Source organism: Desulfobacter hydrogenophilus, assembly GCF_004319545.1.
Taxonomy (GTDB): Bacteria; Desulfobacterota; Desulfobacteria; order Desulfobacterales; family Desulfobacteraceae; genus Desulfobacter; species Desulfobacter hydrogenophilus.
Map to the genome: position 1 here is coordinate 1,279,967 of NZ_CP036313.1, position 24,065 is coordinate 1,304,031.

Here is a 24,065-nt window from a genome sequence, read left to right on the forward strand (position 1 = left end):
CAATAAATAGAATTTACCCGATATTTTTTCTTCAGGCACCCGAAATTATCAGGGATTGATGCGTCTTTCAAGGATATCTTTCAGCAAAGAGGCCACCAGCTGATCAAAGGATGACGAATGTTTTTGACCGGATGTTGCACTTTTTTTTCGGCAGGCTTTAAAGAACTCCATGCAGACCCGGTGCTGTTTTGTCGTCAAAAGCGTGGATATCCCCGCCTTTTCTCCTTTGGAAGTAAGCTGGGAATCGATTTCAGGGACATCACGCCGGCCATGGGCCCGTCGACTCATATGGGTGTAATAGAGCAACGCCCGGTCCAGAAGAATATACAAAAACTGAATATTTTCATTGGGGCCCACCTGGACCCGATCGCCGCCCAGGCCCGAAGCGGCACTGGCAAGACGCCGGATGCCCATAAAGGCCGAGCCTGCCCCCACGGCAGAGCCGATGGCCGTAAAAATCCCAAAGGTCAGCCCGGCTGCCGCCGTATCCAGCACCGCTCCAAGGGTCCCCCCCAGCACAGCACCGGCGGTGGCAGCCTGGGTCCGGGTTAGACCCAGCATTTCCCAGGTCTGGTCTGAAAACAGATCATGCCTGAGAATGGAACAGGCCGGCAATGGATAATCATAGAGATGATGGCGGAACAATGAACGGATATGCCCAAACATTTTTTGTTCAATATCCCGAATTTTTTTTTGGTATTCCCGGGTAAGGTCTTCCTTGAGTGTCACGGGATCCATGTCGGTTTTCAGCTTGCGGGATAAAAAAAAGGTCAAACTCTGTTCCATGCCGTGGACAATATAGGCACAGGCCATGCGGTTGCGTTTTTCCCACTCCATGTTAAACGCCTGAATCACGCCTTCCATCAACGGTTCAATATCCTGATCAATGGCTTTAAGGCTTTCCAGAAGCCGAATGCGCTCATAAAAATCGGCCTGGTTGGAATTAAACACCCGGACCACGTTAAAAAATTTTCGGAACTCTTCCTTCCATACCGCCGTATTATCCCGGGTATCGGATTTTGAATTGATAATCGCCATCCTGGGTCGACCCGTGAGCCGCAGGATCTCCATTTCAGCCAGGTCATCTTCCCTTATGGGCCGGGATCCGTCCACCACATAAATAATGCCGGCGCCATTGGCCACTGGTGTCAACAGTTCGCACTCGTCGGCAAAAAACGGATCTTTTTCATGTTCGGCAATAAATTGAACCACCATGTCCGGTCCGGGATTCTTTCTGAACCAGGACAGGGTCTGCTGGGGCACCTGGAACCCCGGGGTATCCACAAACCGGATGATCTCCTTGTCATCCATGGTTACGGAATAGGATTTGGAAACCCTTGTTTCACCCGGCACCGGGCTGACCTGGATACGATCATCCTCGGCCAGGGTGGACACCACCGAGGATTTTCCCTCGTTGGGGTGCCCTAAAACGGCAAATTCGGGCAAAATCATCATGGCGACACCCACCTTTCAATGGTCATCAGAGGATCGTTGAGCTGGTTTACGGCACTCTTCCACACCTGAAAATTCACATCAGAAGGCGCCACATCTTTTTCTTCCTGGTCCATTGTCTGGATCATAACAATCCACAGAGGGAAATCAGGAAAACATTCACGGATTTGAACAAAATAATAGAGCAGACCACGGATGGGCGGCTGCCAGACCTCCTGGAGCACGATCAAAGGGCCCTGGCCCAAATTCTTGACCTGGGCTGCGATCTGGTCCTGATCTTCATCAAAATCAAAATGTATGCCAACGGTATCGGTAACATGGATACCAAACTGCTGTTCCAGACCGGTTCGGATCTGCTCCATATCATTTTCCTGAAACCCCCTGGCCGATCCAAGTACAAGTGCACCAGGCGTATTCTTTTTTACACGGGTTTCATCCGATAGAATCGGAGGCCGGAATTCCGGCCCAGGTTTTAATTCTGATTCTAGTCCTGGTGCAGGCTTCGGCTCCGGCTCTGGTTCAGGTTTTAGCTTTGGTTCAGATGTATTTAAAATCGCAGCGGGTTGGGGCATAACAACCGATCTTTCTTCTTTTGCCTTCACAGGTGCGGGTTCCGGCCTGGGTAACGGCGCTCTGAATTCCGCCCGGGAGCCCCCGGTCTCTTTGATGTCCATACCCATGAGGGGGGTCCGCATCCGCATAAGCAGACGCTGGTATCCGGGCCGGGACAGGTCAAACCGGGCAAGGGCCAAGGTCCTGGCCGCCCGGGCCAAACCCACTAAAATAATTCGGGGAATAAGGGCATATACCAGCAGTCCCATACACAAAAACGGCCACCAGGCCGCCAAATGTTCGCTGGCCAGTCCGACAATACCTTCTTTGAGCACAATCCGACTGCCTTCTATCTGCTCAAGAGTCGGCACAAAAATATCAGGCATGACCCATGACCAGGGCAATGCCATCCAGGTTACCAGGCGGTGCACACTCTCCCCTGAAGTTAAAAGCGTGGACTGCCAGCCAAAGGCCATATCCGTAACCATAATCCTGAAAAACGTACCACCAAGGGCCCCGGTTGAAAATCCCAACGCACCCAGGGAGAGTACAATGAACACCGGCCAGAATAAAATACTCCGAAAGGGCCGGGTGTCCAGATGCAGCAGATCACCGGCATCTTTTGATAATTGAGGAAAATGCTTTTGAACAGGTGCGGCCCATTTCTGCAGCCGCCCCATAAATTTATCAATGAACAGACGCATGGATAATCGGTGCAGCGCACCGGCCCAGCCCGACCCGGCAGGGCCTGACCGGAACTGATGGAATCCCACCAATGCCGCAGCCAAACAAAGCAAGGCTGGCAAGAAGATAAACACAGCGATAAACAGGGTCACATTCACAGGCCGGCTGCCATGATAAGCCAGAAACGAATATGCGCCCAAACCTCCGGCAGCCAACCCACAGGCAAACGCCCATTTGGTAATCCAGGCGTAAAAAGACGCAAATAATTCACCAGGAAGCTTTGCACCGGGGCCGCCCTTGCCGGTCTCTTGGGAAAACAATAGGCGCCGATGTTCCAGCCATCCGGCAATCAGCCCGGCATCATCCAGACGATCACCGTCTTTAATCTGGCGGAAGATCTCCCTGTCCCGGGATGCAAATCCCCTCGTATCAACCATTTCCGGCTTCTCATCCAGACCCCGGAAAAAATCGAGATCAATAATATCTTTAAGCGGTAAAATCATAGTCGTTTTTACCAAATTGCCATAGTTTTCACAATATATGAAAAAGATGACAAAGAAGTTAAAAAAAACCGGCACAACAATTCATGATAGTGGTCGATGATCAATACGATTCTTCCCAGATCCTGGACATCCCATCGAAGAACATATAGGCGTCGAATATCATGCGCCTGTGCCAGGCATTTGTAGTCTTCCTGACAACATCTTACATTGAAAAATTTATTTTCCTACCGCTTTTGTGTATAGTGCTTTATTCATCAATGATATGAGAATAGGGCGGAAGGAGGATATGCAATATAGCACACTTAAATTCATCAAAAGAAACAGTAACTTAGACGCTCCAACTATCACCTTAGCATGAAAACCTACACCAAAATTCTGCTTCCGACTCTCCCGCTGATTTGTTTCTTTTTGGCGGCAACCATTGCAATCACTTACCATTTTTCGAGAACAGCCCTTCTTGACCTCGGGGATGCCTGGCTTTCCGCTCGGTTGAATATGGCCATGGAAATTACCCGGGAGCAAAAAAAAATTCTTCATGACCAAGGCCTGGGAAGCATCCCGGCAAGCATTGATAAGGCAAAACAAGACGCAATAGCCCGTATCCGGAACATCACCATCGGAAATAAAGGGTTTGTTTTTATAATAGATCGCAACGGTGCGATCATCTTTCATCCCAATAAATACCTTAATGATACGGACCTGGGTCGAGAAAAATGGTTTTCTTCTTTGACACATCACGGGGGTAAAAAAATTATAGACCTTTCCGGGGAGCGTCTCCTTGTGCGATTTGGGTATTTCGCGCCCTGGGAGTGGTATGTCCTGGCGGCGGACCCCACAGCTGAGGTGTACGGTAGCATCAACCGGATGCAGCCCTATCTGTATGGATTATTTATTTTAATCGCCATTATCATCTCCCTGGTTTTGATGTTTTTTACCGCGCGCCTGGCCCGTCCGCTCAAGGAGCTTCTTTTAGGAACCCAGGCTTTTGGAAAAGGCAATCTCGACACCCGAATTAATATTCAGTCCGACGATGAATTCGGTCTTCTGGCAAAAGAGTTTAACCGGATGGCATTCAGACTCCAGGACAGTCTATACGCATTAAAACAGAATGAAGAGCATTTTAGAGCATTAATTGAAAATGCCAACGATATGATCTGGATTCTTGACCAGGAAGGGGTCTTTCGTTATGTCAGCCCGTCTACATTCCGGATTCTTGGATATCAGCCCAAAGCACTTATCGGCCGTTGTGCTCAGGATTTTATACATCCCCAGGAAAAAGAGGAACTAACCGAAAGATTTACCCTCAGGGTGGCCTCTTTGATCCAGACACATCCGACAGCCATTCGATTTAGACACGAAGCTAATTACTGGTGTATTCTTGAATGCATTTCCAAAAACCTCATGGATCACCCCACCATCAAGGGGATGGTTATTAACCTAAGGGATATCACCAAACGAAAACAGGCGGAACAGGCCCTGAAGCTGTATCACCAGGAGCTGGAAAACCGGGTAGAGGAACGCACCAGAGATCTTCAGACAGCTAACAACGCCTTGAATAACGAAATCCAAATCCGCAGACAAAAAGAAAAAGAACTGGAACGTGCAAGCCGGGTAAAAAGTGAATTTCTGGCCAATGTGAGTCATGAAATCCGAACACCTTTAAACGCAATTCTTGGTTTCAGCGAACTTTTGGAAACAATGATCAGTGAAAAGCAGCAGGCCAGTTACCTTTCAGCCATCAATACCGCCGGAAAAAACCTTTCCGGCCTGATCAACAACATACTTAACCTGTCCAAAATGGAGGCCGGTAAACTGGAAATTAATCGAAAACCTGTCCTTTTAAAGTCTTTGTTCGATGAAATATACCGGCTGTTCAAAATAAAATTGAAAACAAAAAACCTGGAATTTTTCATTAAGTTGCCTGAAAATGACATGGGCGCTCTGGACCTGGATGAAATGCGTTTGCGCCAGGTCATTATTAATTTGGTGGGAAATGCCCTGAAATTCACTGAATGCGGCACTATTTCCCTTAAAGCACAAATTCGTACCAGCCCCCAAAATGAGGGAAGGTCCGCGGATCTTATTATCCAGGTGGCAGACACAGGCATTGGTATTTGCGAAACCCAACAGGATAAAATATTTGAAGCGTTTGAACAGGCATCGGTCGGAACCAGCCGAAAATTCGGCGGCACCGGACTGGGGCTGGCCATCTGCAAACAGCTTATAGAACTTATGGACGGAAAACTTTCCGTATCAAGCAAACCGGATCAAGGCAGTATATTTACCATCTTCCTGCCGGGTGTTAAACGATATCACACGCACAGTCCCGCATCGGCGGAAGCAAAAAAATCAGCCTGGACCAGCATGCAGTTTGCCAAAGATCGGATTCTTATTGTGGATGACGATCGGGATATCCGGTTTATGCTCAGGGAAGTCCTGAAAAAAATCAATTTGGAAGTCATAGAAGCGGCAGACGGCATCCAGGCGATTGAGCATGCCAAAGCACAGAAACCAGCGCTGATATTCATCGATTTAAAAATGCCTGAAATCACCGGTGTGGAGACCGCAGCACGTTTGAAAGCAGACCGAGACGTTGCCCATATTCCCATATGTCTTATGACTGCAGGCATGACGCTATGGTCCAAAGAGGAACTTGAATCCCGGGGTTTTGCCTGCACCATTACCAAGCCTATCGCCATAGACAATCTGATGGCCGTTTTAACACGATTCATCAACCCGGCGCCTGATGCTTCGGAACGATCTGCCGTGTTAAGCCGGCTGGACACATTGGACAAAGACAGCCTGCCCGACGATTTTTTGGACAGATTGCGCAAGGATATTACCCCCCATATCCCACCAACCCGACAGGCTTTAAAAATATCCGAGATCCAACGATTTGCCGTAAGACTCACTGAAACCGGAAAAGTTTTTAAAATTGAAGCGTTTAAAACATTTGGAAATGAGCTTTTTCAGTTGTGTAAAACCTTTGACATTGAAAAGATCCAGGAGCACCTTGAATACTTTACCCAGACCATAAACCGACTCGTTTGAGGCGCAGGCACTCCTCAAACGAGTTGTTCAAACACGGATTTCCGTTCAAGCACTATTCACTACCTGGGGCGATAAGACTGCGAATCCATCCTAAAAATGTATTTCCTTCCAGGCAGTCCTTTTCAGCAGTTTCCAGAACCGCTGTCATCTTTTCCGTATCGCCGTACCGGTCTTTTCGGGTGATTATTTCCCGGGCGGGATCAAGTTTCCGGATGACCCTGGCCGGATTGCCTGCGGCCACAACATTGGCAGGAATGTCACAGGTGACAACGGCACCGGCTCCGATAATGGTATTTTTCCCGATGGTTACGCCTTTGCACACAATGGCGGAATCTCCGATCCACACATTTTCTTCAAGAACCACCTTTGACCGGGTTTCCGGCGGCAATGATCTGTCGTAAATACCGTGCCAGTCTGAATCGGTAATGTAGGCGTGGCTGGCCAGCATGCACGAATCAGCAATGTGAATGGAATTGGCTGCTGAAATTCGCACGCCCGGAGATATAAGTACATGGTCTCCGATACGGATACCGTCAATCTCTTTTTTTTCGGACCACACCGTTAACCGGGTTCTTTTGTCCGGGCACCCCAGCAGGGTTACATGACTGCCGATGGAGATGGGGCTGCCGAACAATTCAATATACCAGGGTTTAATTATGTAAGGGTGGGGACCCAGGGCGCTGAGCTGGTGAACAAGATAACGGCGGACATAAAAATCCTGTAGCCGATACCAGGCCTGTTTAATATAATATGGGCGTTTATCCCGAATCATTGTTTAAAATTTAAACGTACAGCCGTCCCATGCATCATGATCAAACAATCGCGCCCCGGGCGTCAGGCTGTACAGGGCATCGGCGGCCATCAAAACCACGGCATTGGTCCAGGATATTTTCTCCTCGGGCCAGACCACCATATCCGGATACGTATACCCGCACCAGAAGGTTTGATCCTCAAACACCCGGTTGTGAATCCAGGAAAAAACGATCCCGGCCTTTTGCCTGCGCCCCATGGCGTGAAGCGCAAGCACCAGCTCCGAGGTTTCGGCAATGGTAACCCAGGGCTGGTCGGACACACAGCGGCACCCCTGACCCTCAATAACATATTTATGCCAGTATCGGTCCATACGTGCCTTTGCCCGGCGTCCCTGCAATGCCCCGGACAGTATTGGGTAAAACCAGTACATGGAAAACCTGGACTTGGACACGTTATAGGTAACAATATTTTCTCGGATGGATCTGCCAAGGCGTTTAAGCCCATTCTCCCATTCCGGACGGTTCCGGCCCAGGATACCGGCAATGGCCAGGGCACATTTCAGGCTTATGAATATGGAAGAGGAACCGGACAAAAGAGACATGGGATCAATCTTTCCCCCGGGACTTTTTGCCCAGTAAATTTCGCCTGTGGTCGCTTGAAGGCCTAACGCAAAGTTAACGCCCTTTGACATGATTGACCAGAATTTTTCCAGATCAGCCTTATCCCCTTTTATTAAAAACTGATGAAACAGCCCCACGGCCAGATAACAGGCCATGTGGCTTTCGGTGGTCCGGTCCCCGGGAACCGAATCCATATAGGATGAATACCAGGAACCGTTTTCATTCTGGAGAGCGGCCAGCCAGTCCAAGGCAGCCATTGCCTGGTCATGAAATCCGCCGATATTCAGCCCCATGACAGATTCCACAAGATCCCAAGGGTCGGTTTTCCCTCCGGCATGCCAGGGGATGTCTCCATTCTTCCTTTGAAGACCGGCAATCATACGAGCAACTGAGCCGGGGTTCAGAGGCGAGTTTGGGTGCAGCTTTGCATTTATCGGGTGCATGGACTCTCTTAAAAATAATAATATCCTGTGTAAAAACAGGGCTAAATTATCAAACCCCTTTCTATTTTACAAGCTGATTCCTTATTTATTCATGAATGGTAATTCATAAAGAAATTTATTTTAATCCTTGGGGAGATAACTAAAAAATAGCTCATATATCTTTAATTTAACACTCTGAAATAAAGAGTTATTTTAGTAATTAATCCTAAAATATTTAAAAAATGTTTTTTCTTGACAATCCATTTCTATTTGTGCTTTTTTTATGTAAATACAACTGAATGTTCCTTCAGGATAACAGCCATGGGCTGACCTGGTTTATCAACACCCGGACTCACCCCACAACAAAACATAAAAGTAATTTAACAACTTGCTGAAATTTAGATATATTGGTTTTTATTCTTTATACCCCAACTTGAGGAGAAAATCATGGTAAGAAAGATCAGAAAAGCAGCAGTCATCGGATCCGGAATCATGGGAGGCGGAATTGCCGCCCTCCTTGCCGGCGCCGGTGTTGAGGTGCTGCTGCTGGACATTGTACCTTTTGATTTAACTGACGAAGAAAAAAAAGACCCTGGGGCGAGAAACCGCATTGTCCAGGCCGGCATGAAAGCGGCTCTGGCCACAAATCCCTCTTTATTTTACAGCAAAAAAGACGCCTCGCGCATCAGCACAGGCAATCTGGATGATGACATTGAAAAATTGTCGGAATGCGACTGGATTATCGAAGTGGTCGTGGAAAATTTAAAAATCAAAAGAGATCTGTTCGAAAAGGTTGCCAAAGTCAGAAAAGAAGGCACCATTGTTACCAGCAACACGTCCGGAATTCCCCTCAAGGATATGAGCAAGGGCTTTTCCCGGGAGTTCAAAGAACACTTTATGGGCACCCATTTCTTTAACCCGGTCCGCTACATGCATCTGCTGGAACTGATCCCCGGTGCTGAGACCAAACCCGACGTCATGGATTTCATTGCCCGGTTTGGTGAAAGGAATCTGGGCAAGGGTATTGTCTGGGCCAAGGACACCCCGAACTTTGTGGGCAATAGAATCGGTGTTCAGGGTATTGGCGCCTGCATCAAGTTCATGCGCGAAGACAACATGACCATTCCCGAAGTGGATGCGCTGCTTGGACCGGCCCTGGGCCGCCCTAAAACCGCCATCTTCAAAACCACGGATCTGGTTGGTATTGACACCATGCTCCATGTGGCCAAAAATTCCTATGACCTGTGCCCAGATGACGAGCAGCGCGAGACACTTGTTCTGCCGGAATTTATCTCCACAATGGTCGATAAAAAAATGCTGGGCAAAAAAACCCAGGGCGGATTCTACAAAACGGAACTGACCCCGGAGTGGAAAAAAATACGCAAGGTGCTCAATATTGACACCCTGGAATATGAAGACCTTGAAAGACCAACCTTCCCCTGCCTGGAACAGGCCAAGAAAAAAGTCACCCTGGAAGAGAAGTTGACCTGCGTGCTCAAAGGCGATGACAAAGGGGCCCAATTTGCCTGGAAATGCCAGGCCAACGCATTCCAGTATGCTGCCAGCCGGATCCCTGAAATCGCTGATACCATCGTCGAAATCGATAACGCCATGAAATGGGGCTACAACTTTGCAATGGGACCCTTTGAAACCTGGGATGCCTATGGTGTTGAAGAAGCCGTTGAAAGAATGAAAAACGACGGACTTGATGTACCGGCCAATGTGACGGACATGCTGGGCAAGGGCAAAAAATCTTTTTACAAACTTGAAAACGGAATCCGCTACTACTTTGATTTTTCATCAGGCCAATACAAGGCGGTGCCGGTTTCTAAAAACATGGTTTCCATTGCTGCCGCCAAAGGCAATAATAAAATAGTTTTTCAAAATGCGTCGGCATCACTGGTGGACATCGGAGACGACGTTTTCTGCATTGAATTTCACACCAAGATGAATGCCATCAATGGCGAAATTGTTGATTCCATAGGCAAATCCCTTGACTATGTTGAAGAAAACGGAGCCGGCCTTGTGATCGGCAACGAAGCAGGCGGGATGCCCGGCGCTTTTTCTGCCGGTGCAGATCTTTCCTTTGTATCCAAACTGTGCCACGAAAAAAAATACACTGAAATCGATGCATTCCTGGCAAAAGCCCAGGACGGCATCCAAAGCGTCAAATACGCACCTTTCCCTGTTGTTGCCGCACCTTACGGCATGGTCCTGGGGGGCGGCTGCGAAACCTGCCTGGGCGCTGACCGCATCGTTGCCCATACCGAGCTTTTCATGGGTCTGGTGGAAATTGGCGTGGGCCTTCTGCCCGCCGGTGGCGGTTGCATGAATCTGTGGAAAAAATATGTGGATGCCCTGCCGGGCAAAACCGTAAAAGAGGTGGATCTGGCCAAATTATTCGTCCCGGCATTCATGAAAATTGCCATGGCCGCCGTATCCATGTCAGCAGCCCAGGCCCGGGATAACGGATTCCTCGGCCTTGGTGACCGGGTCGTCATGAACCGAGACAACCTTGTGGGTGAAGCCAAAAAAGAAGTGCTCAAGATGGTGGATGACGGATATGTACCCCCGCTGAAAAAGAAACTGAAAGTGATTGGCAGCGCCGGTCAGGGCATGGTTAATGCCGAGTTGTTCAATTTTCTCAACGGCAAATTCATGAGCGAATATGATGCTTTTCTGGCCAAACGCATTGCCTATGTCGTCAGCGGCGGCGATGCCAACGAGGGCAGTGAGATTGCCGAAGAAGCCATCCTCAAGCTTGAACGTGAGGCATTTGTGGACTTCTGCAAAGAGGAAAAAACCATTGCCCGAATTGATCATATGCTTAAAACCGGGAAGCCGCTTAGAAACTAGTGTTTGAACAAAAAGTCACCCATCTGCGGCGTTGCAAAAAAAATTTTAAATCCTCACAACCATGAGGTTGCTCCGGTTTTAAATTTTTCTGCGCCTTGCACCTGGGCAACTTTTCGTCCAAACACGGGATGCTATGCCAAATGCTTTAGAACTTAGGAGGATAAGATCATGAAAGACGCATATATAGTACAATCCATACGGACCCCGGGCTGCAAGCAAAAAAAAGGGTTGTTCAGCCAGACCCGGCCCGAAGAGTTGATTGCTTTTATTATGAAAGAAGCGGTTGAAAGGACCGCCAACCTGAAACCCGAAGACATTGACGATGTCATGCTGGGCTGTGCCTTCCCCGAAGCGGAACAGGGCCTGAACCTGGGCCGGATCGCGGCTAAAATGGCAGGCTTCCCGGACGAGGTCTCCGGCGCCACGGTGAACCGGTTCTGCGCATCCGGCCTTGAAGCTATTGCCCTGGCTTCTGTGCGGGTGTCTGCGGGCTGGTCGGAAATCTGCGTGGGTGCAGGCTGCGAATCCATGACATTTGTACCCATGGGTGGTAACGTCCCCCGGCCCCATCCGGAGTATTCAAAAACCAATCCTGAAATGTACGTATCCATGGGTATTACCGCTGAAAACGTGGCCGAACGGTACAACATCTCCCGGGAAGACCAGGACCTATTTGCCTCCCAGTCCCAGGCAAAGGCCATGGCAGCCAGAGACGGCGGGAAATTTACTGAAATCATCCCCACCCCGGCCTACAAATATATTGAACAGGCGGATGGTACGTACAAAAAAGAGCCCTTTATTGTGGAACATGACGACGGGATCCGGGCCTCCACACCCGAAGGGCTGGCCAAACTGGGCGCGGTGTTTAAAGCGAACGGTTCCGTGACTGCCGGAAACTCGTCCCAGACCACGGACGGGGCAGCGGCCACCATCGTCGCGTCCAGGGAAAAGTGTAAGGCACTTGGCCTGACCCCTATAGCCAGACTGGTTGGGTATAGCACTGTGGGCTGCAAAGCAGATGAAATGGGCGTAGGCCCCAAATATGCCATTCCAAAAGTGCTTAAACAGGTGGGAATGACCATTGACGACATCGACATTTATGAAATCAATGAAGCCTTTGCTGCCCAGGCCATTCACTGCATCCGGGAAATCGGCCTCGAAAAATACATGGATAAAATCAACATTCACGGCGGCGCCATCGCCCTTGGTCATCCCCTGGGATGCACCGGTGCCAAACTGACAGCCACGTGCATTGCCAACCTCAAAGAAGTCGGCGGCAAATATGGTATTGTTTCCATGTGTGTCGGCGGGGGCATGGGTGCTGCCGCAATATTTGAAAAACTTTGATCGCTTAGGAATGAGTCCGAAATAACTTAACCTGGGAGCGCGGGCGGGACGCCCGCGCTCCCGGATATAGCTAAATGGGCAAATTATTTAATACCTGTTCCTTAAAAACCAATTTTTTTATTTCTAAAGCCTATATAATTATCATCCCCCCGCAACCAGCGGAAAAAGTCCGACCTTATCATTTCCCACAAGTGCCTGATCAGGCAGAGCTCTTTTCCCGTTGATAAAAATCAGGCTGACAGATCCATCAGGGATACCCAGCTTATGAATCAGGCCGCCCGCAGTTGTGCCCTTTTCCACTTTAAGGGAACCCGAACCCTTTGGATAGTATCTAGTAAGGGTGGTGAACAAATCTATATTAATTTCAATCATCAGACTTTTTCTCCTGTTCCGGGCGTTGGGATTCCGGCGTTTTGGCAGGAAAAAACCGATCAACCCCCTCAATGGATCGGATATGAATATCCCGCTGGGGAAAACTGATCTCTATGTTGTTTTCCCGGAAATTTTTATCGATCCTGAATCTAACAGCCGTATCCACCTCAAGCATATGGTCCACATCGGTCCAGAGCCGCAGCACAAACATCAATGCACTGTCGCCAAAATCCGTAAAGATTACGTCTGGCATCGGGTAGCGAAGGACATTGGGGACGTCTCCAGCAATCTGCAGTAAAATTGTTCTCACCAGCTCCACATCAGATCCGTATGCCACGCCTACGCTAATTTTGCGGCGGATCCGTTTGTCCTTGAAACTCCAGTTGGTCACCTGATTACTGATGAAATCGGCATTGGGAATAATCAGGGAGGCATTGTCATAGGTCTGCACCACTGTGGACCGGACATTTATTTTTCTTACCCTGGCCCAGGTGCCGTTGACCTCCACGTCATCCCCCACCTGAATGGGCCGCTCAAACAGCAGGATAATGCCGGATATAAAATTGTTGACGATGTTCTGCAGGCCAAATCCAATACCAATACCCAGGGCGCCAAAGGCAACGGCCAGAGATGCCGTGTTCAGCCCAAAGGCATGCAGGGCTATGAGAAGACCTATGGCCCAAATAATATAGCCGGATATGGTTGTAATGGACTCCTGCAGACCCTGGGCCATGCCGGAACGATTTAAAAATTTTTTTTGGAACAGCCATTTCCATATTCGCACCAGAGCATAGGTGAAAATAAGTACAAGTCCGAAACAGCCTGCACCCCAAAAGCTGAACTGCATACTGCCGATGCTCAAAGGAAAGGCCAGGACCTTGTACAGATTACTCAGCACGGTTCCCGGATCACCCCAGATCAGCAACAGAAGAATTGAAAGGGTAACCACCCAGCAGAACTGACCTGCCCGGATGATCAGCCACTGGACAGGATAATCGTCATAAACAAATTTTTCCTTCCTGGTATGGCTTTGCTCCTTGTAATAGAAATCCCATTCCTGGAGTAAGTGAAGAAAAATCGTCCACCAGAAAAGAATGACAAAACTCTGAATCCAGGAACGAACCCAATGGGAGGCAAGCAATTCATAACCGGTCATATCCAGCATGAGTGAAACACCGGAAATCACAAGCATCACATATTTGGTGGTTAAAAGCCGGATCAGCTGATTTCTATCCTGATAATTTTCCCCCGGGGACTGAAGGGTATAAAAATTGACATCCCGCCAGGTTTTCAGTGTCCAGACAAACATGATAAATGCCCCTGCCATGCGCAGCAGGATCAACAGCCCCGAACTTTGCCCCAAAACGGTGTGCAACACCCCATGGGCAATAATAAAAACAGCAACAGCCCGGGTGAAACGGATCAGATGCCGGGCATTGGCTTCCCCACCCACGGCATCAATAAGGATCGTTTTCAAAGACTGGCAGATCCACCTGCATGCAAGCAAAATCATTATCACCTGGGCGACCTCCAAAAAAACTCCGGACACCAGAACCATTTTGTCCAGGCTGCTGTATAGAAAAATTGTCAACGCAGTCCCGGTCGGAAGAATGGACATGGTCAGCAGGTTTGAGGCCATCTGATGCCAAGCGCCTAACTTTTGCACGACAGGCAGAGTCTTTAAACCCGAAGCCTCTTTCCGAAGTCGACTTAGAATGGCGAACAAAGCAGCCAGGACAAAGAAAAAGGATACCGCCAAAAGCTGTGCGTCCTGCCACAGTGTTTCAACTCCCGATATCCAGAACTGGGGATCAGAAATGATAAAGATATGTTCAATCAGGGTGTTGAATTCCTGCTTGAGAGAATTAAGGGCACCAACTCGCGCGTCCTTATTTGTACGCTCAAACAACCCTTTTGCTTTTTTCTGTTCAATGATTTTTTCAAATTGTGCATCCAGGGTTGTATACGTTTTCTCTATTTCCGCCTGCTTGTCCAGACGGCCCTTGTATATCTGATCCAGCCGGGACAACAGATCCTCTTTTTCCTTGAGCACCCGGGCCAGATGGGTTGCCACCTTTTCAATGGCCAGAACCTCGCTACCGGAAGAGGTGTTCTCTCTAACTCCAGCAAGTTCTGCCAGTTGTTTGTCAACAAGCAGCTTCTGATTTTTCAGGTGTTCAAGTTCCTGTTTCAGGGCCTCTTCTTTCGGAATCAGCCCCTGAAACATTTTTTGGGCCTCAATCATGGCGGTTTTCAGTTCAGCCCTGCTTTTCTGGAGCTGAAAAAAGTCAACATCCTCGGACAGCAGAAAATTTCGGAAAGAGGATAACTGGACCCGGTACCCGTTATATGCTGCTGTCAGGTTCATCTGGTCCTGCTCTTCCTTTGCTATACGTTTCTTATATTTTTCAAGGTCACTGAGCTCACTATTCAAAGATTTCTCAAGGATAATGCCCAGTTCACCAATCAACTGGGATGTAGAACCCTGCTCTGGTTCGGCAAAAGCAAAGGTAAATCCACTGAAAACAGTAAATCCGGCAAACAGGATCACAAAAAACTTGAAAATAAATTGAATGCGTAATTTTTTCATATGAACAAAAATTTTTTCTACCATGATTTTTAAAACCACCCTTTCTTTTTAAAAAATACAACCATTGCACTACCAATCACGGCCATGCCCCCCAGTAAAACGAAATACCCCCACTGCCACTCAAGTTCAGGCATGAATTTAAAGTTCATTCCGTAAAGTCCGGCAAGAAAGCTTAAGGGAATAAAAATGGTGGAGATAATGGTCAGGGTCGCCATGACCTCATTCATGCGGTTGCCCTGGGATGACATATAAAAATCAAGCATGCTGGACAAAAGTTCTTGAAGCGAAGTAACTGCATCCAGAATATGATTGACATGATCCAGAATATCCGCATAAAAGCGGATGACAGTATCCGAAACAAACGGGGATTCGGATTTTATCAAACTAAGAATTGCCCCACGCACCGGCCGGAGCTGCTTATTGAAAAAGATCACCTCACGTTTCAACCTGTGTATCTGCTCAAGGTGGCCGGGATTTAAATCTTCGAGCATGTCACGTTCAACCGATTCCACGGCTGAGGCAATCTGTCCAATCACATCAAGAGAGTGGTCAACCACGGCATCAATCAAGGCATAAGCCAGGTAACCAGGACCGGCCGTACGTATGTTTCCCCTTCCGGACTGAAGTCTTTTCTCCACGGCTTTAAGACAGGGGGAGGGTTTGTCCTGGACAAAAATCACCAGATTCTCCATGACGGCAATACTGACCTGAGTCTCTGATATCTCATGGTTCCCGGGATCAAAGGCCAGTTGTTTCAGTGTGACATAATAATAGGTGTCAAAATCTTCAAATTTGGGAGGATGTGCCGGGTTAACCATATCTTCGAGGGTCAGGGTATGGATATTGAACAACTGCCCCATCCTTGAAAAGGCAAAATGATTCTGTATACCGGTTACCTGGATCCATGCGGTTTTGTTTTTCTGAATTAAAGACGGGGCTGCGTCAATGTTCGGAAGGTGGTATGTTTCGAGTGAGTCTTTAGAATAGATTAAAACACAGATCTCAGGCTCTGTGCCCGACGCGGCCTGGACATCAATTTGCAGACCCGGCGAAGATCCGGCTTTTTTTTCTGACTTTCTGAAAAATCTGGGCATGGCAAACCTTCCATTCAATTCACAACAGCGGATATCAATTTAAGACTACCTTATTATCATGGCCATAGGATTACGGATAATGATAATACGTTAAGACAGGGAACACAATTTTTCTATTTTCGGCATCTCGAAGGCTTTTTCCACTGTGTGAGGAGTCCATCCATCATAATGAAATTCTGCATTGGCGATTACAAATTGATAGCCTTGATCTATGTAGGTAACAAAGGTTATGCGCTGCTTGATATTTGGTTGAACAAAAATAAAATTCCATTGCTTAGGCACCAAATCAGTTTCTAATAGTTTGTCTGGAAAGTTCACTCTATGCTCATTTTGTTCCCAATACTTGAGCTCCTGTCCAAATTTTATCCCTCGAACACGAAAAATAATTTTTGGAAAACGATGAACATGCGTACCTTTATTATGCGTCATGAGTGAGAATTCAGCCAAAAAACGGCCTTGAGAGGGTCCCATGAATCGACATCCTACGTTCAGTTCAATATGGGGAGCGAGTTTTCTTTCTTCCTCTGCGAGTTTCTTTTTCTTTTGCTCATCTTCGCGCTCAGATTCTTTAGCCCATTCAATTCTGCGAATGGCAAGAGTGAAAATGAACCCCAAAACGGTTATTATTAACGGCGTCGCTATCGATGTTGCAACGGTTACAATTTCTATGCTGGTCCAAGTAGCAGTCGGCTCCATGATTCAAACCTCCTCGTAGAATTGGTTATTGACAGCCTAACGTAAAAATAACCGGTTTCATCCGGTTTGTTTTTTGGTTGAAATCAAGTACGGAGTAGCAATTAAAGTTAGGCGAATTATTGCAACCTTGTCGTTGTATTAGAAACTAAATGCTTAACAGGATTGCCTTCCTGTAAATATGCTCTGAACTGATCAGATATTTTGCTATCCATTGAAACGTTTTCCCAAAATTCATAAACAGCCTCTATTAGAATTTCGTGCTGATTTTCAGTCAAACTGCTATTATTCAGATCGGGAGGACCAAAAGAAAAAGTGGTACTTCTCCACTGGTTTTAGGGACAAAGCCCATCGAGCACATATCATAAATAGGTAATAACCTGAAAATATCCTTATTTATCGATAAGCTCAAATTACCTAAATACATGTCAGAATTGTTTATAAGTCGGCCAAACCACCATAAAAATTCTGCATGAAGACTATCTTCACTGCTTACTAAGTTTTTTTTCAACAAGTCTGTCATCACCCTTGGTCAATTGCCTCCCAAACCCGTAAATTCTGAGTCAATAGCTTGAAAGTGATATCATGGGCCTGCGTCCACGAACACCGATTCTATCAAAACGTTGAGATTCCAGAAACAGCCGACCGTTTATATCAATCAGGCCTGGGATTGCAGCTGAGAAGATCCGTGCATGAAGCACTACAGCCGCGTGATATTCAGTGATTAAAATATCGCGCCAGCGTGTAGTGTGGCGTGCCAACTTCATCAATAATAAATACTCAATGGAATATTATTTCCACTATTAAATGCGTTACGCATTGCAGCATATTTCACTGTACGTCCCTCAGGAACAGCGATAATTCGATCTTTCATGTTTCTAATTCTTCGAGCAATGGTGGCCTGGCTTAGGCCAGTCGCTGCCTGGATTTCTTTCGAAGTTGAAGGGCCTTGTTCCAAATAGTCTATAATTAATAGTGGCATAACTTAAATGATGATTAATTTTTCAAATTAATACAGATAGATATTATCTTTTTTGATTAATTATATAACTTATAAATGGCAAGTCAATAGAAATGGGGGAATGGGGAGTCCTATCCCGATTTGAATATGAACTTTGTACTGGAGCAGATATTTGGAAATTTTATTTTTTTTGCGGAATTTTTTGTAAATCAGACGTTTTTCTTTTTCCCGATAAATGAATATTTAGTTGGCATCTTTGGCAGGATTAGTTTATTCGGCACTTGTTTTTTGGTGTAACTTTTTTTTATTATTGTAGCGTATAAGGGGATATTCGTGGCGTTAAAACCGACCATTTATAAATTGAAAATCACATTGGCCGACATCGATCAAAATCATTATGACAGTCTTAATCTAACCATTGCTCAACACCCTTCTGAAACCCTTGAACGAATGATGGCTCGTGTTCTGGCGTTTTGCATGAATGCCAGGGAACCGTTATCGTTCACCAAAGGACTTTCTTCGGTTGAAGAACCCGATATCTGGGCGCACACATTGGATGATCGGATATCGTTATGGATTGATATCGGGGAGCCGACCTTTGATAGAATCAAAAAAGCAGTCCGACTTTCACCACGTGTCAAGGTCTATTCGTTTAACTTAAAATCAGATAGTTGGTGGGCCAAAGAACAAGAAAAATTTAATGATTTGAAGGTATCAGTTTTTCAGTTTCACTGGAAAAATATTCAGGCATTGACAGGGCTGGTGAAGCGAACCATGAATTTTTCGGTTACCATTTCAGACGGTATGGTTTATGTCTCTGCTGAAAATGGTGACTGCGAGGTGCCCTGGGTGCCGTTGCAGTCATAGACTACTCATGTCTGTGGACAATAAAGTGCCGCCCCTTGATCTTGTTTTTGGAGAGCGTTTTTTCGGCTTTATCTGCCATGATGCGCTCAATGGCAACGTAGGAATAAAATTCAAAGCAGTTGATCTTGCCCACGCAGCCACCGTCGATTCCTCCATCCTTGGTCAGAGCACCCAGGATATCTCCCGGCCGAAGCTTGGCCTTTCGCCCGCCGTTGATTGAAAAGGTCACCATGGAAGGTCTGGCGTTCTCCTGGGTTTCGGGCTGAAGCACTTCGATATCAGACACCTCAAAAGCTGTGCCCATCAGGGTATTTATCTCTTCCAGCCTGAAGCGCTCTTTGGGCGTCATAAGGGAAAAAGCCATCCCTTCTTTCCCGGCCCGGCCTGTCCGGCCGATGCGGTGAATATACACCTCAGGCTCAAAGGGGAGATCAAAGTTGATTACCGCACTGAGCCCTGAGATATCCAAGCCCCTGGCTGCTACGTCCGTGGCCACCAGAATGGGGGTGCTGCCGTTGGAAAAACGCACCAATACTTCGGTTCGATCCTTCTGCTCAAGGTCACCATGAATCGCCAGAGATGAAACCCCTTTTGCCGCAAGAAATTTTGAAAGAGACTTGCACTGCAGTTTAGTGTTGCAGAAAATCAGTGCCGATGCAGGCTTATATGCATATAAAATCTGAGCCACAGCAGCGGATTTCCAATCCCAGCCGGACTCGTAAAAATATTGGCGAATAACGTTTTCTCTGTGCTCAACATCCACCACCACCCGGTGCGCGTTTTTTTGAAACCGGGTGCTCAGTTCAAGGATCGGCTTTGGAAATGTAGCAGAAAAAAGAAGGGTCTGGCGATGCTTGGGAACATAACCCATGATCACTTCAATACTGTCTGTAAAGCCAATGTCCAGCATTCGATCCGCCTCATCCAGGACAAGGGTGGTTACATGATCAAGGTTCATTGTTCCGCGTTTTAAATGCTGTTCAATGCGCCCGGGAGTTCCCACCACAATATGTCCCTGATGCTCCAGGGAGATTTGCTGGGGCAGGAAGGGCACCCCGCCGCAAATGGTAACAATCTTGATATTGTGTTTGAACCGGGCTATGCGCCGCAGCTCGCCAGCCACCTGCTCTGCCAGTTCGCGGGTGGGACACATCACCAGAGCCTGCACCCTGAAGCGCTTCACATTCAGCATGTGGAGCAAGCCGATGCCAAAGGCTGCGGTTTTTCCGCTCCCCGTCTTGGCCTGGGCCAGCAGGTCTTCTCCTTTTAGCACATGGGGCAAACTCTCCGCCTGAACTGGAGTCATCTCCCGGTATCCAAGGGTCTCCAAATTTTTAATCATTGGTTTAGTTAATGGCAACGCGGTAAAAGTACTCATGAAATCCTTTGTTTATTAAATACAGGCCCTGCAAGGCCGTTTGGGAGAAATAGGACATACCACATTTTTATCTTATCATTTTTTTGTCCTTGGCCTGCCGGCTTTACCCGGAAAAGCACGCCTGCCAACTATTATGCTGATTTCATTCTGAAATCGTTTGGTCCCCAATGCAAAATTTCCATTCGTGGCTTTTCTGATTTGATCTATTTCATCGGGTTCCAATTCATACCGAAACAATCCCCTATAAGTTGTTTGTTGTTGGTTATTTGTCTCACCAAGACTCTGATAAAGGATATGTGGTGTAATGAAACCAGACATCTCTCCCTGCCCGTTATGACGATAGCTCGACCATTTAAATTCACCCGGGTGCTCTACAATACCCGCACGGACCGGGTTCAGTTCTATGTACCGCTGACATGTCAACAAATATTTTTCCTCTTGAACCAGGCAGGATCGATACCTTCCTTCCCATAGGGTACCCGTTCTTCTATAGGTCCGGTTGATATATTGAACATACCGTTGCCCCAGGCGTTTTAACAAATTTCCGGTACTGCTGTTACTTTTAGGGGTCAGCAACAGATGGACATGATTTGTCATCAAAACGTAAGCGTGGATTAGACAACCCGAGGTTAATGCATATTCCTCAAGCCATTGAAGATAAAACAAGTAGTCGTTATCGGCAAAAAAACAGGCCTGCTTGTTATTCCCCCTTTGAATAATGTGAAGAGGGATGTTGGGAACTACTATTCTCGGACGTCTTGGCATAATACCAATTTACACTGGGTTGGAAAAAGATACAATTAGAAAATAGTGGTCTGTCCCCAATTTTCGGCACAATTTTCGCTACCTATTCAAGGGTACCAGTGCCTTATTTTTCAGGTTCTAAAAAAATAAACACAAAGTGGCCGAAGTTATGACCAAGCCCGATTTTTGAGTTTCCATGTTAGGCTGGGAGGCTATTTGATCAGTCGACCCAGGCCCTTCCCCAAAATCGTCTCCGAACTCTAAAACCGCTATTCAGAAGGGCTTTAGACCAGTTTAGCTTATCTGCAAAATCTTTTAACTGCTATGTTTTTATACGCATTTTTATCTAATTTTTATCACGTTGTTTTCTTTTTAATATTCCAATAAACATGTTCATATAAACTAAATGCAAAACATCGCATTTCTATCGTGGTTAAGGAATTTAAATGGGCCGAAACGAATAAAAATGGATAACATTACAAAAAAAACAAAAGCCGGACCTGAAAAGTCACAGCCCTCCGGTTTTCAGGTAAAAAAGATCCTCTTTGTTTCCGCTCCTTACCATTTGCCGGGACTGAAAGTGGATATCCACCCATCTCCTTGGGAGATCACCCACGCTGTTTCCATGAAAGAGGCTGCCAACCTGCTGCGCAAGGCGACTTTTGACCTTCTTTTCATTGAAATTGAGGCCTTGGATGACAGAACAGGAATAACGGTACAGCATCTCAAGTCCATTTACCCCGGCCTGCAGGTAATCTTCCTGGTGCAACCAGGCTGTTGCAAAATCCGGCCTTTGGAACGGGATGCGGGTCACATTTTTATCTGGTCCAGAACAACCGAACTCTTCCATGCCATGGTCCGTTTTATTGAGGACCAACTCTGCAAAGACACCACCCGCCGTGCAGTTCTCATGGTGGAAGACAGTCTTGAATACACCTCGTTTTTGCTTCCTGAAATATACAAAGGAATAGACACGGCCTTCCCTGGTTCCAGGTTTGTCCTGGCCGGGTCCCATGAAACAGCCATGGACCAATTCCGTGAATTAGGCCAACGCCTTGACTGTGTTCTTTCCGATACCCGGCTTCCTTGCCAGGGAATAGAAGCTCCCAGGGCCGGCATTGACATTCTGTCAACTATTCACACGGAAATGCCCGCCCTCCCCATCATGCTCATGAGTGCGGAAAGTGCAAACAAAACAATGGCCCAAGGCATCCCAGCCCCCTTTCTGGATAAAAATTCCAATCAGCTGGATCGGGACCTACATGAATTTTTCAGCAGTCTGGCATGGGGCTGCCCGCCCCAGGAAAGAAAAAACCAACCTAAAAACCAGTATCCTGTTCAAACAAGCCTTACCGGGCTTACCAGAATCGGACGCGGGTCCATCGGTGGTAAAGCCAGGGGCCTGGCCTTTCTGGCCCAGACCCTTAACCGCCGCCCCGACCTTGGAACGACTTATCCGGAAATGACCATCAACATCCCTGATACCCTGATCTTCTGCACAGACATTTTTGACGACTTTGTCCGTGACAACGGCTTGGCCAAACTTACCGGCCGGCCCTTGGCGGAATTGGTCCAGGCATTCATCGAAGCGCCCCTGCCCCGGGAAGTTCTCGGACATTTAAAAACCTATCTGGCTGCTAACTGTGCCCCCCTGGTCGTACGCTCCTCCAGCCTTCTGGAAGATGCCATCAACCATCCCTGCGCCGGGTTGCACAAAACCTATATGATCCCCAACAACCATGCCGACCCTGACATCCGGTTATCCCACCTTGCCACCGCAGTCAAGCTGGTCTATGCCTCTGCATACTATAAAAAAGCCCAGGCCTTTGTGCGCAGTACAACGGTTCAGCCCTTCAAGGACAGCATGGCTGTTATGATTCAGGAAGTCGCCGGCAGCCGGTACAAAGACTTTTTCTATCCAGCCATATCGGGCACGGCCCATTCCTTGAATTTTTACCCTGCGGCTAATGCCAAAGCCGATGAGGGTATCCTGAACCTGGCATTGGGCCTTGGCCAGACCTTGGCCCAGGGGGAGCAAAGTTTCAGGATTTGTCCCAAACATCCCCAGGCCACGCCCCAATTTTCCGGAACAAGGGATTTTCTGGAAAAAACACAAAAGCATTTTTACGCCCTTAGAATGGCAGACTACCCGGAGACCCTGCGCTTCGGCATTTGTTCCAACCTGGAACGTCGGGACCTGGTCCAAGCCTTGGAAGAGGCGCCGGTTAAAGCCCTGACCTCAACCTATGTGCCTGTCGAAGACCGAATCCGGGATACCTGGTACTGCCAGGGCCCCAAAATTCTCACCTTTGCCCAGGTTCTGAAATACGGGACCCCGCATCTTACCGCCCTGGTCAACGATCTCATGACGACGTTGGCCCATGATGCAGGAGGTCCAATAGAACTGGAATTTGCCGCCGACATCCCCGACAAACCCGGCCGACCCTGGAAAATTTCTCTGCTCCAGACCCGGCCTATGTCCAGTCCGCGGGATACCAGCCTGATCACCAGACAAGATCTTGATGAAGCTGTTTGCGTTTCCACCTCGGCGCTAGGAAATTGCACCCTGAACACCATCCGGGACATCGTATATGTCAACCCGGAGACTTTTGAGGGGGGTAAGACCCCGGATATGGCACAGCAGATCAGCCGCATCAATGCGGAGTTGGCCAAAACCAACCGCTCGTTTCTATTAGCCGGTCCCGGCCGATGGGGGTCATCAGATCCCTGGCTGGGCATCCCTGTAGACTGGCAGCAAATTTCCGGTGCCGGTGCCATCGTGGAAATCCGAGATGGCACCATACATGCTGATGCCTCCAGGGGCTCCCACTTTTTCAACACCATCACTGCCCAGGGCGTTCCCTATATCACCGTGAATCCGGAAGTTTGTGACCGTATCGACCTGGAACATCTAACCGGCTGCCACACTGTCCGGGACGAAGGGTTCATCCGTCACATGCGCCTGAACCGCCCCCTGTTGATTAAAGTCGATGGCAAACATTCCCGCAGTGTCATCATGAACGCCGAAAGAAAAGACAATCACATGCAGGAGAAATGAGTTCCCCGGCGCTGACTGTTTTTATCTGATGATGCCTTATAATTTGATCCTATCAAACCTAATTTACA

At 47.7% G+C, this 24,065-nt stretch carries 16 protein-coding genes; 5 read left to right on the plus strand and 11 right to left on the minus strand.

Annotated features, from left to right (window positions below; all coding sequences use genetic code 11):
• Nucleotides 1-48: 48 nt before the first annotated feature.
• The gene (locus tag EYB58_RS05615) at nucleotides 49-1,455 is read right to left on the minus strand and encodes a DUF3482 domain-containing protein (RefSeq protein ID WP_111957460.1); all 1,407 of its coding nucleotides are present in this window, start codon (nucleotides 1,453-1,455) and stop codon (nucleotides 49-51) included.
• Entirely contained in the window at nucleotides 1,452-3,191 is a 1,740-nt protein-coding gene (locus EYB58_RS05620; RefSeq protein WP_111957571.1) for a DUF2868 domain-containing protein, read from the minus strand. The genes EYB58_RS05615 and EYB58_RS05620 overlap by 4 nt, the downstream gene beginning before the upstream one ends.
• A gap of 354 nt (nucleotides 3,192-3,545) precedes the next feature.
• Between EYB58_RS05620 and EYB58_RS05625 the strand changes: the two genes are divergently transcribed.
• The gene (locus EYB58_RS05625) at nucleotides 3,546-6,242 is read left to right on the plus strand and encodes an ATP-binding protein (RefSeq protein ID WP_111957462.1); all 2,697 of its coding nucleotides are present in this window, start codon (nucleotides 3,546-3,548) and stop codon (nucleotides 6,240-6,242) included.
• A 52-nt stretch (nucleotides 6,243-6,294) separates the two neighbouring features.
• On the opposite strand, the gene EYB58_RS05630 is transcribed toward EYB58_RS05625, so the two are convergent.
• Nucleotides 6,295-7,014 carry an acyltransferase gene (locus EYB58_RS05630; RefSeq protein ID WP_111957464.1) on the minus strand — a complete coding sequence of 240 codons (720 nt, stop codon included), beginning with the start codon at nucleotides 7,012-7,014 and terminating at the stop codon, nucleotides 6,295-6,297.
• Between the two features lie 3 nt (nucleotides 7,015-7,017).
• Nucleotides 7,018-8,058 carry a phenyltransferase domain-containing protein gene (locus EYB58_RS05635; protein ID WP_111957466.1) on the minus strand — a complete coding sequence of 347 codons (1,041 nt, stop codon included), beginning with the start codon at nucleotides 8,056-8,058 and terminating at the stop codon, nucleotides 7,018-7,020.
• Between the two features lie 426 nt (nucleotides 8,059-8,484).
• Between EYB58_RS05635 and EYB58_RS05640 the strand changes: the two genes are divergently transcribed.
• Together EYB58_RS05640 and EYB58_RS05645 are read left to right on the plus strand one after the other, a co-directional pair.
• Nucleotides 8,485-10,893: a 3-hydroxyacyl-CoA dehydrogenase/enoyl-CoA hydratase family protein gene (locus EYB58_RS05640; protein ID WP_111957468.1), complete on the plus strand. Its 2,409-nt coding sequence runs from the start codon at nucleotides 8,485-8,487 to the stop codon at nucleotides 10,891-10,893.
• 168 nt (nucleotides 10,894-11,061) lie between these two features.
• Nucleotides 11,062-12,240 (plus strand): thiolase family protein, encoded by a 1,179-nt coding sequence (locus tag EYB58_RS05645; protein ID WP_111957470.1) that lies wholly within the window; start codon nucleotides 11,062-11,064, stop codon nucleotides 12,238-12,240.
• Between the two features lie 141 nt (nucleotides 12,241-12,381).
• On the opposite strand, the gene EYB58_RS05650 is transcribed toward EYB58_RS05645, so the two are convergent.
• From EYB58_RS05650 to EYB58_RS24995, 5 genes are all read right to left on the minus strand, one after another.
• Nucleotides 12,382-12,612 carry a MoaD/ThiS family protein gene (locus EYB58_RS05650; RefSeq protein WP_111957472.1) on the minus strand — a complete coding sequence of 77 codons (231 nt, stop codon included), beginning with the start codon at nucleotides 12,610-12,612 and terminating at the stop codon, nucleotides 12,382-12,384.
• Nucleotides 12,605-15,226 (minus strand): mechanosensitive ion channel family protein, encoded by a 2,622-nt coding sequence (locus EYB58_RS05655; RefSeq protein ID WP_111957573.1) that lies wholly within the window; start codon nucleotides 15,224-15,226, stop codon nucleotides 12,605-12,607. The genes EYB58_RS05650 and EYB58_RS05655 overlap by 8 nt, the downstream gene beginning before the upstream one ends.
• A 5-nt stretch (nucleotides 15,227-15,231) precedes the next feature.
• Nucleotides 15,232-16,296 (minus strand): magnesium/cobalt transporter CorA, encoded by a 1,065-nt coding sequence (gene corA, locus EYB58_RS05660; RefSeq protein WP_111957474.1) that lies wholly within the window; start codon nucleotides 16,294-16,296, stop codon nucleotides 15,232-15,234.
• 90 nt (nucleotides 16,297-16,386) lie between these two features.
• A complete protein-coding gene (locus EYB58_RS05665; protein WP_111957476.1) occupies nucleotides 16,387-16,992 on the minus strand; it encodes a hypothetical protein in 606 nt (201 codons plus the stop codon).
• A 763-nt stretch (nucleotides 16,993-17,755) separates the two neighbouring features.
• On the minus strand, nucleotides 17,756-17,971 hold the full coding sequence (locus EYB58_RS24995) for a winged helix-turn-helix transcriptional regulator (RefSeq protein ID WP_242637573.1): 216 nt from the start codon (nucleotides 17,969-17,971) through the stop codon (nucleotides 17,756-17,758).
• 312 nt (nucleotides 17,972-18,283) lie between these two features.
• Here EYB58_RS24995 and EYB58_RS05675 point away from each other — a divergent pair, with 312 nt between their 5' ends.
• Nucleotides 18,284-18,817, plus strand: a complete 534-nt coding sequence (locus tag EYB58_RS05675; RefSeq protein WP_111957478.1) for a YaeQ family protein — start codon at nucleotides 18,284-18,286, stop codon at nucleotides 18,815-18,817.
• 1 nt (nucleotide 18,818) lies between these two features.
• On the opposite strand, the gene dbpA is transcribed toward EYB58_RS05675, so the two are convergent.
• Nucleotides 18,819-20,195 (minus strand): ATP-dependent RNA helicase DbpA, encoded by a 1,377-nt coding sequence (gene dbpA / locus EYB58_RS05680; protein WP_111957480.1) that lies wholly within the window; start codon nucleotides 20,193-20,195, stop codon nucleotides 18,819-18,821.
• Between the two features lie 75 nt (nucleotides 20,196-20,270).
• Nucleotides 20,271-20,960 carry a transposase gene (locus EYB58_RS05685; protein ID WP_111957482.1) on the minus strand — a complete coding sequence of 230 codons (690 nt, stop codon included), beginning with the start codon at nucleotides 20,958-20,960 and terminating at the stop codon, nucleotides 20,271-20,273.
• Between the two features lie 445 nt (nucleotides 20,961-21,405).
• Between EYB58_RS05685 and EYB58_RS05690 the strand changes: the two genes are divergently transcribed.
• A complete protein-coding gene (locus tag EYB58_RS05690) occupies nucleotides 21,406-23,997 on the plus strand; it encodes a PEP/pyruvate-binding domain-containing protein (protein ID WP_111957484.1) in 2,592 nt (863 codons plus the stop codon).
• Nucleotides 23,998-24,065 lie beyond the last annotated feature (68 nt).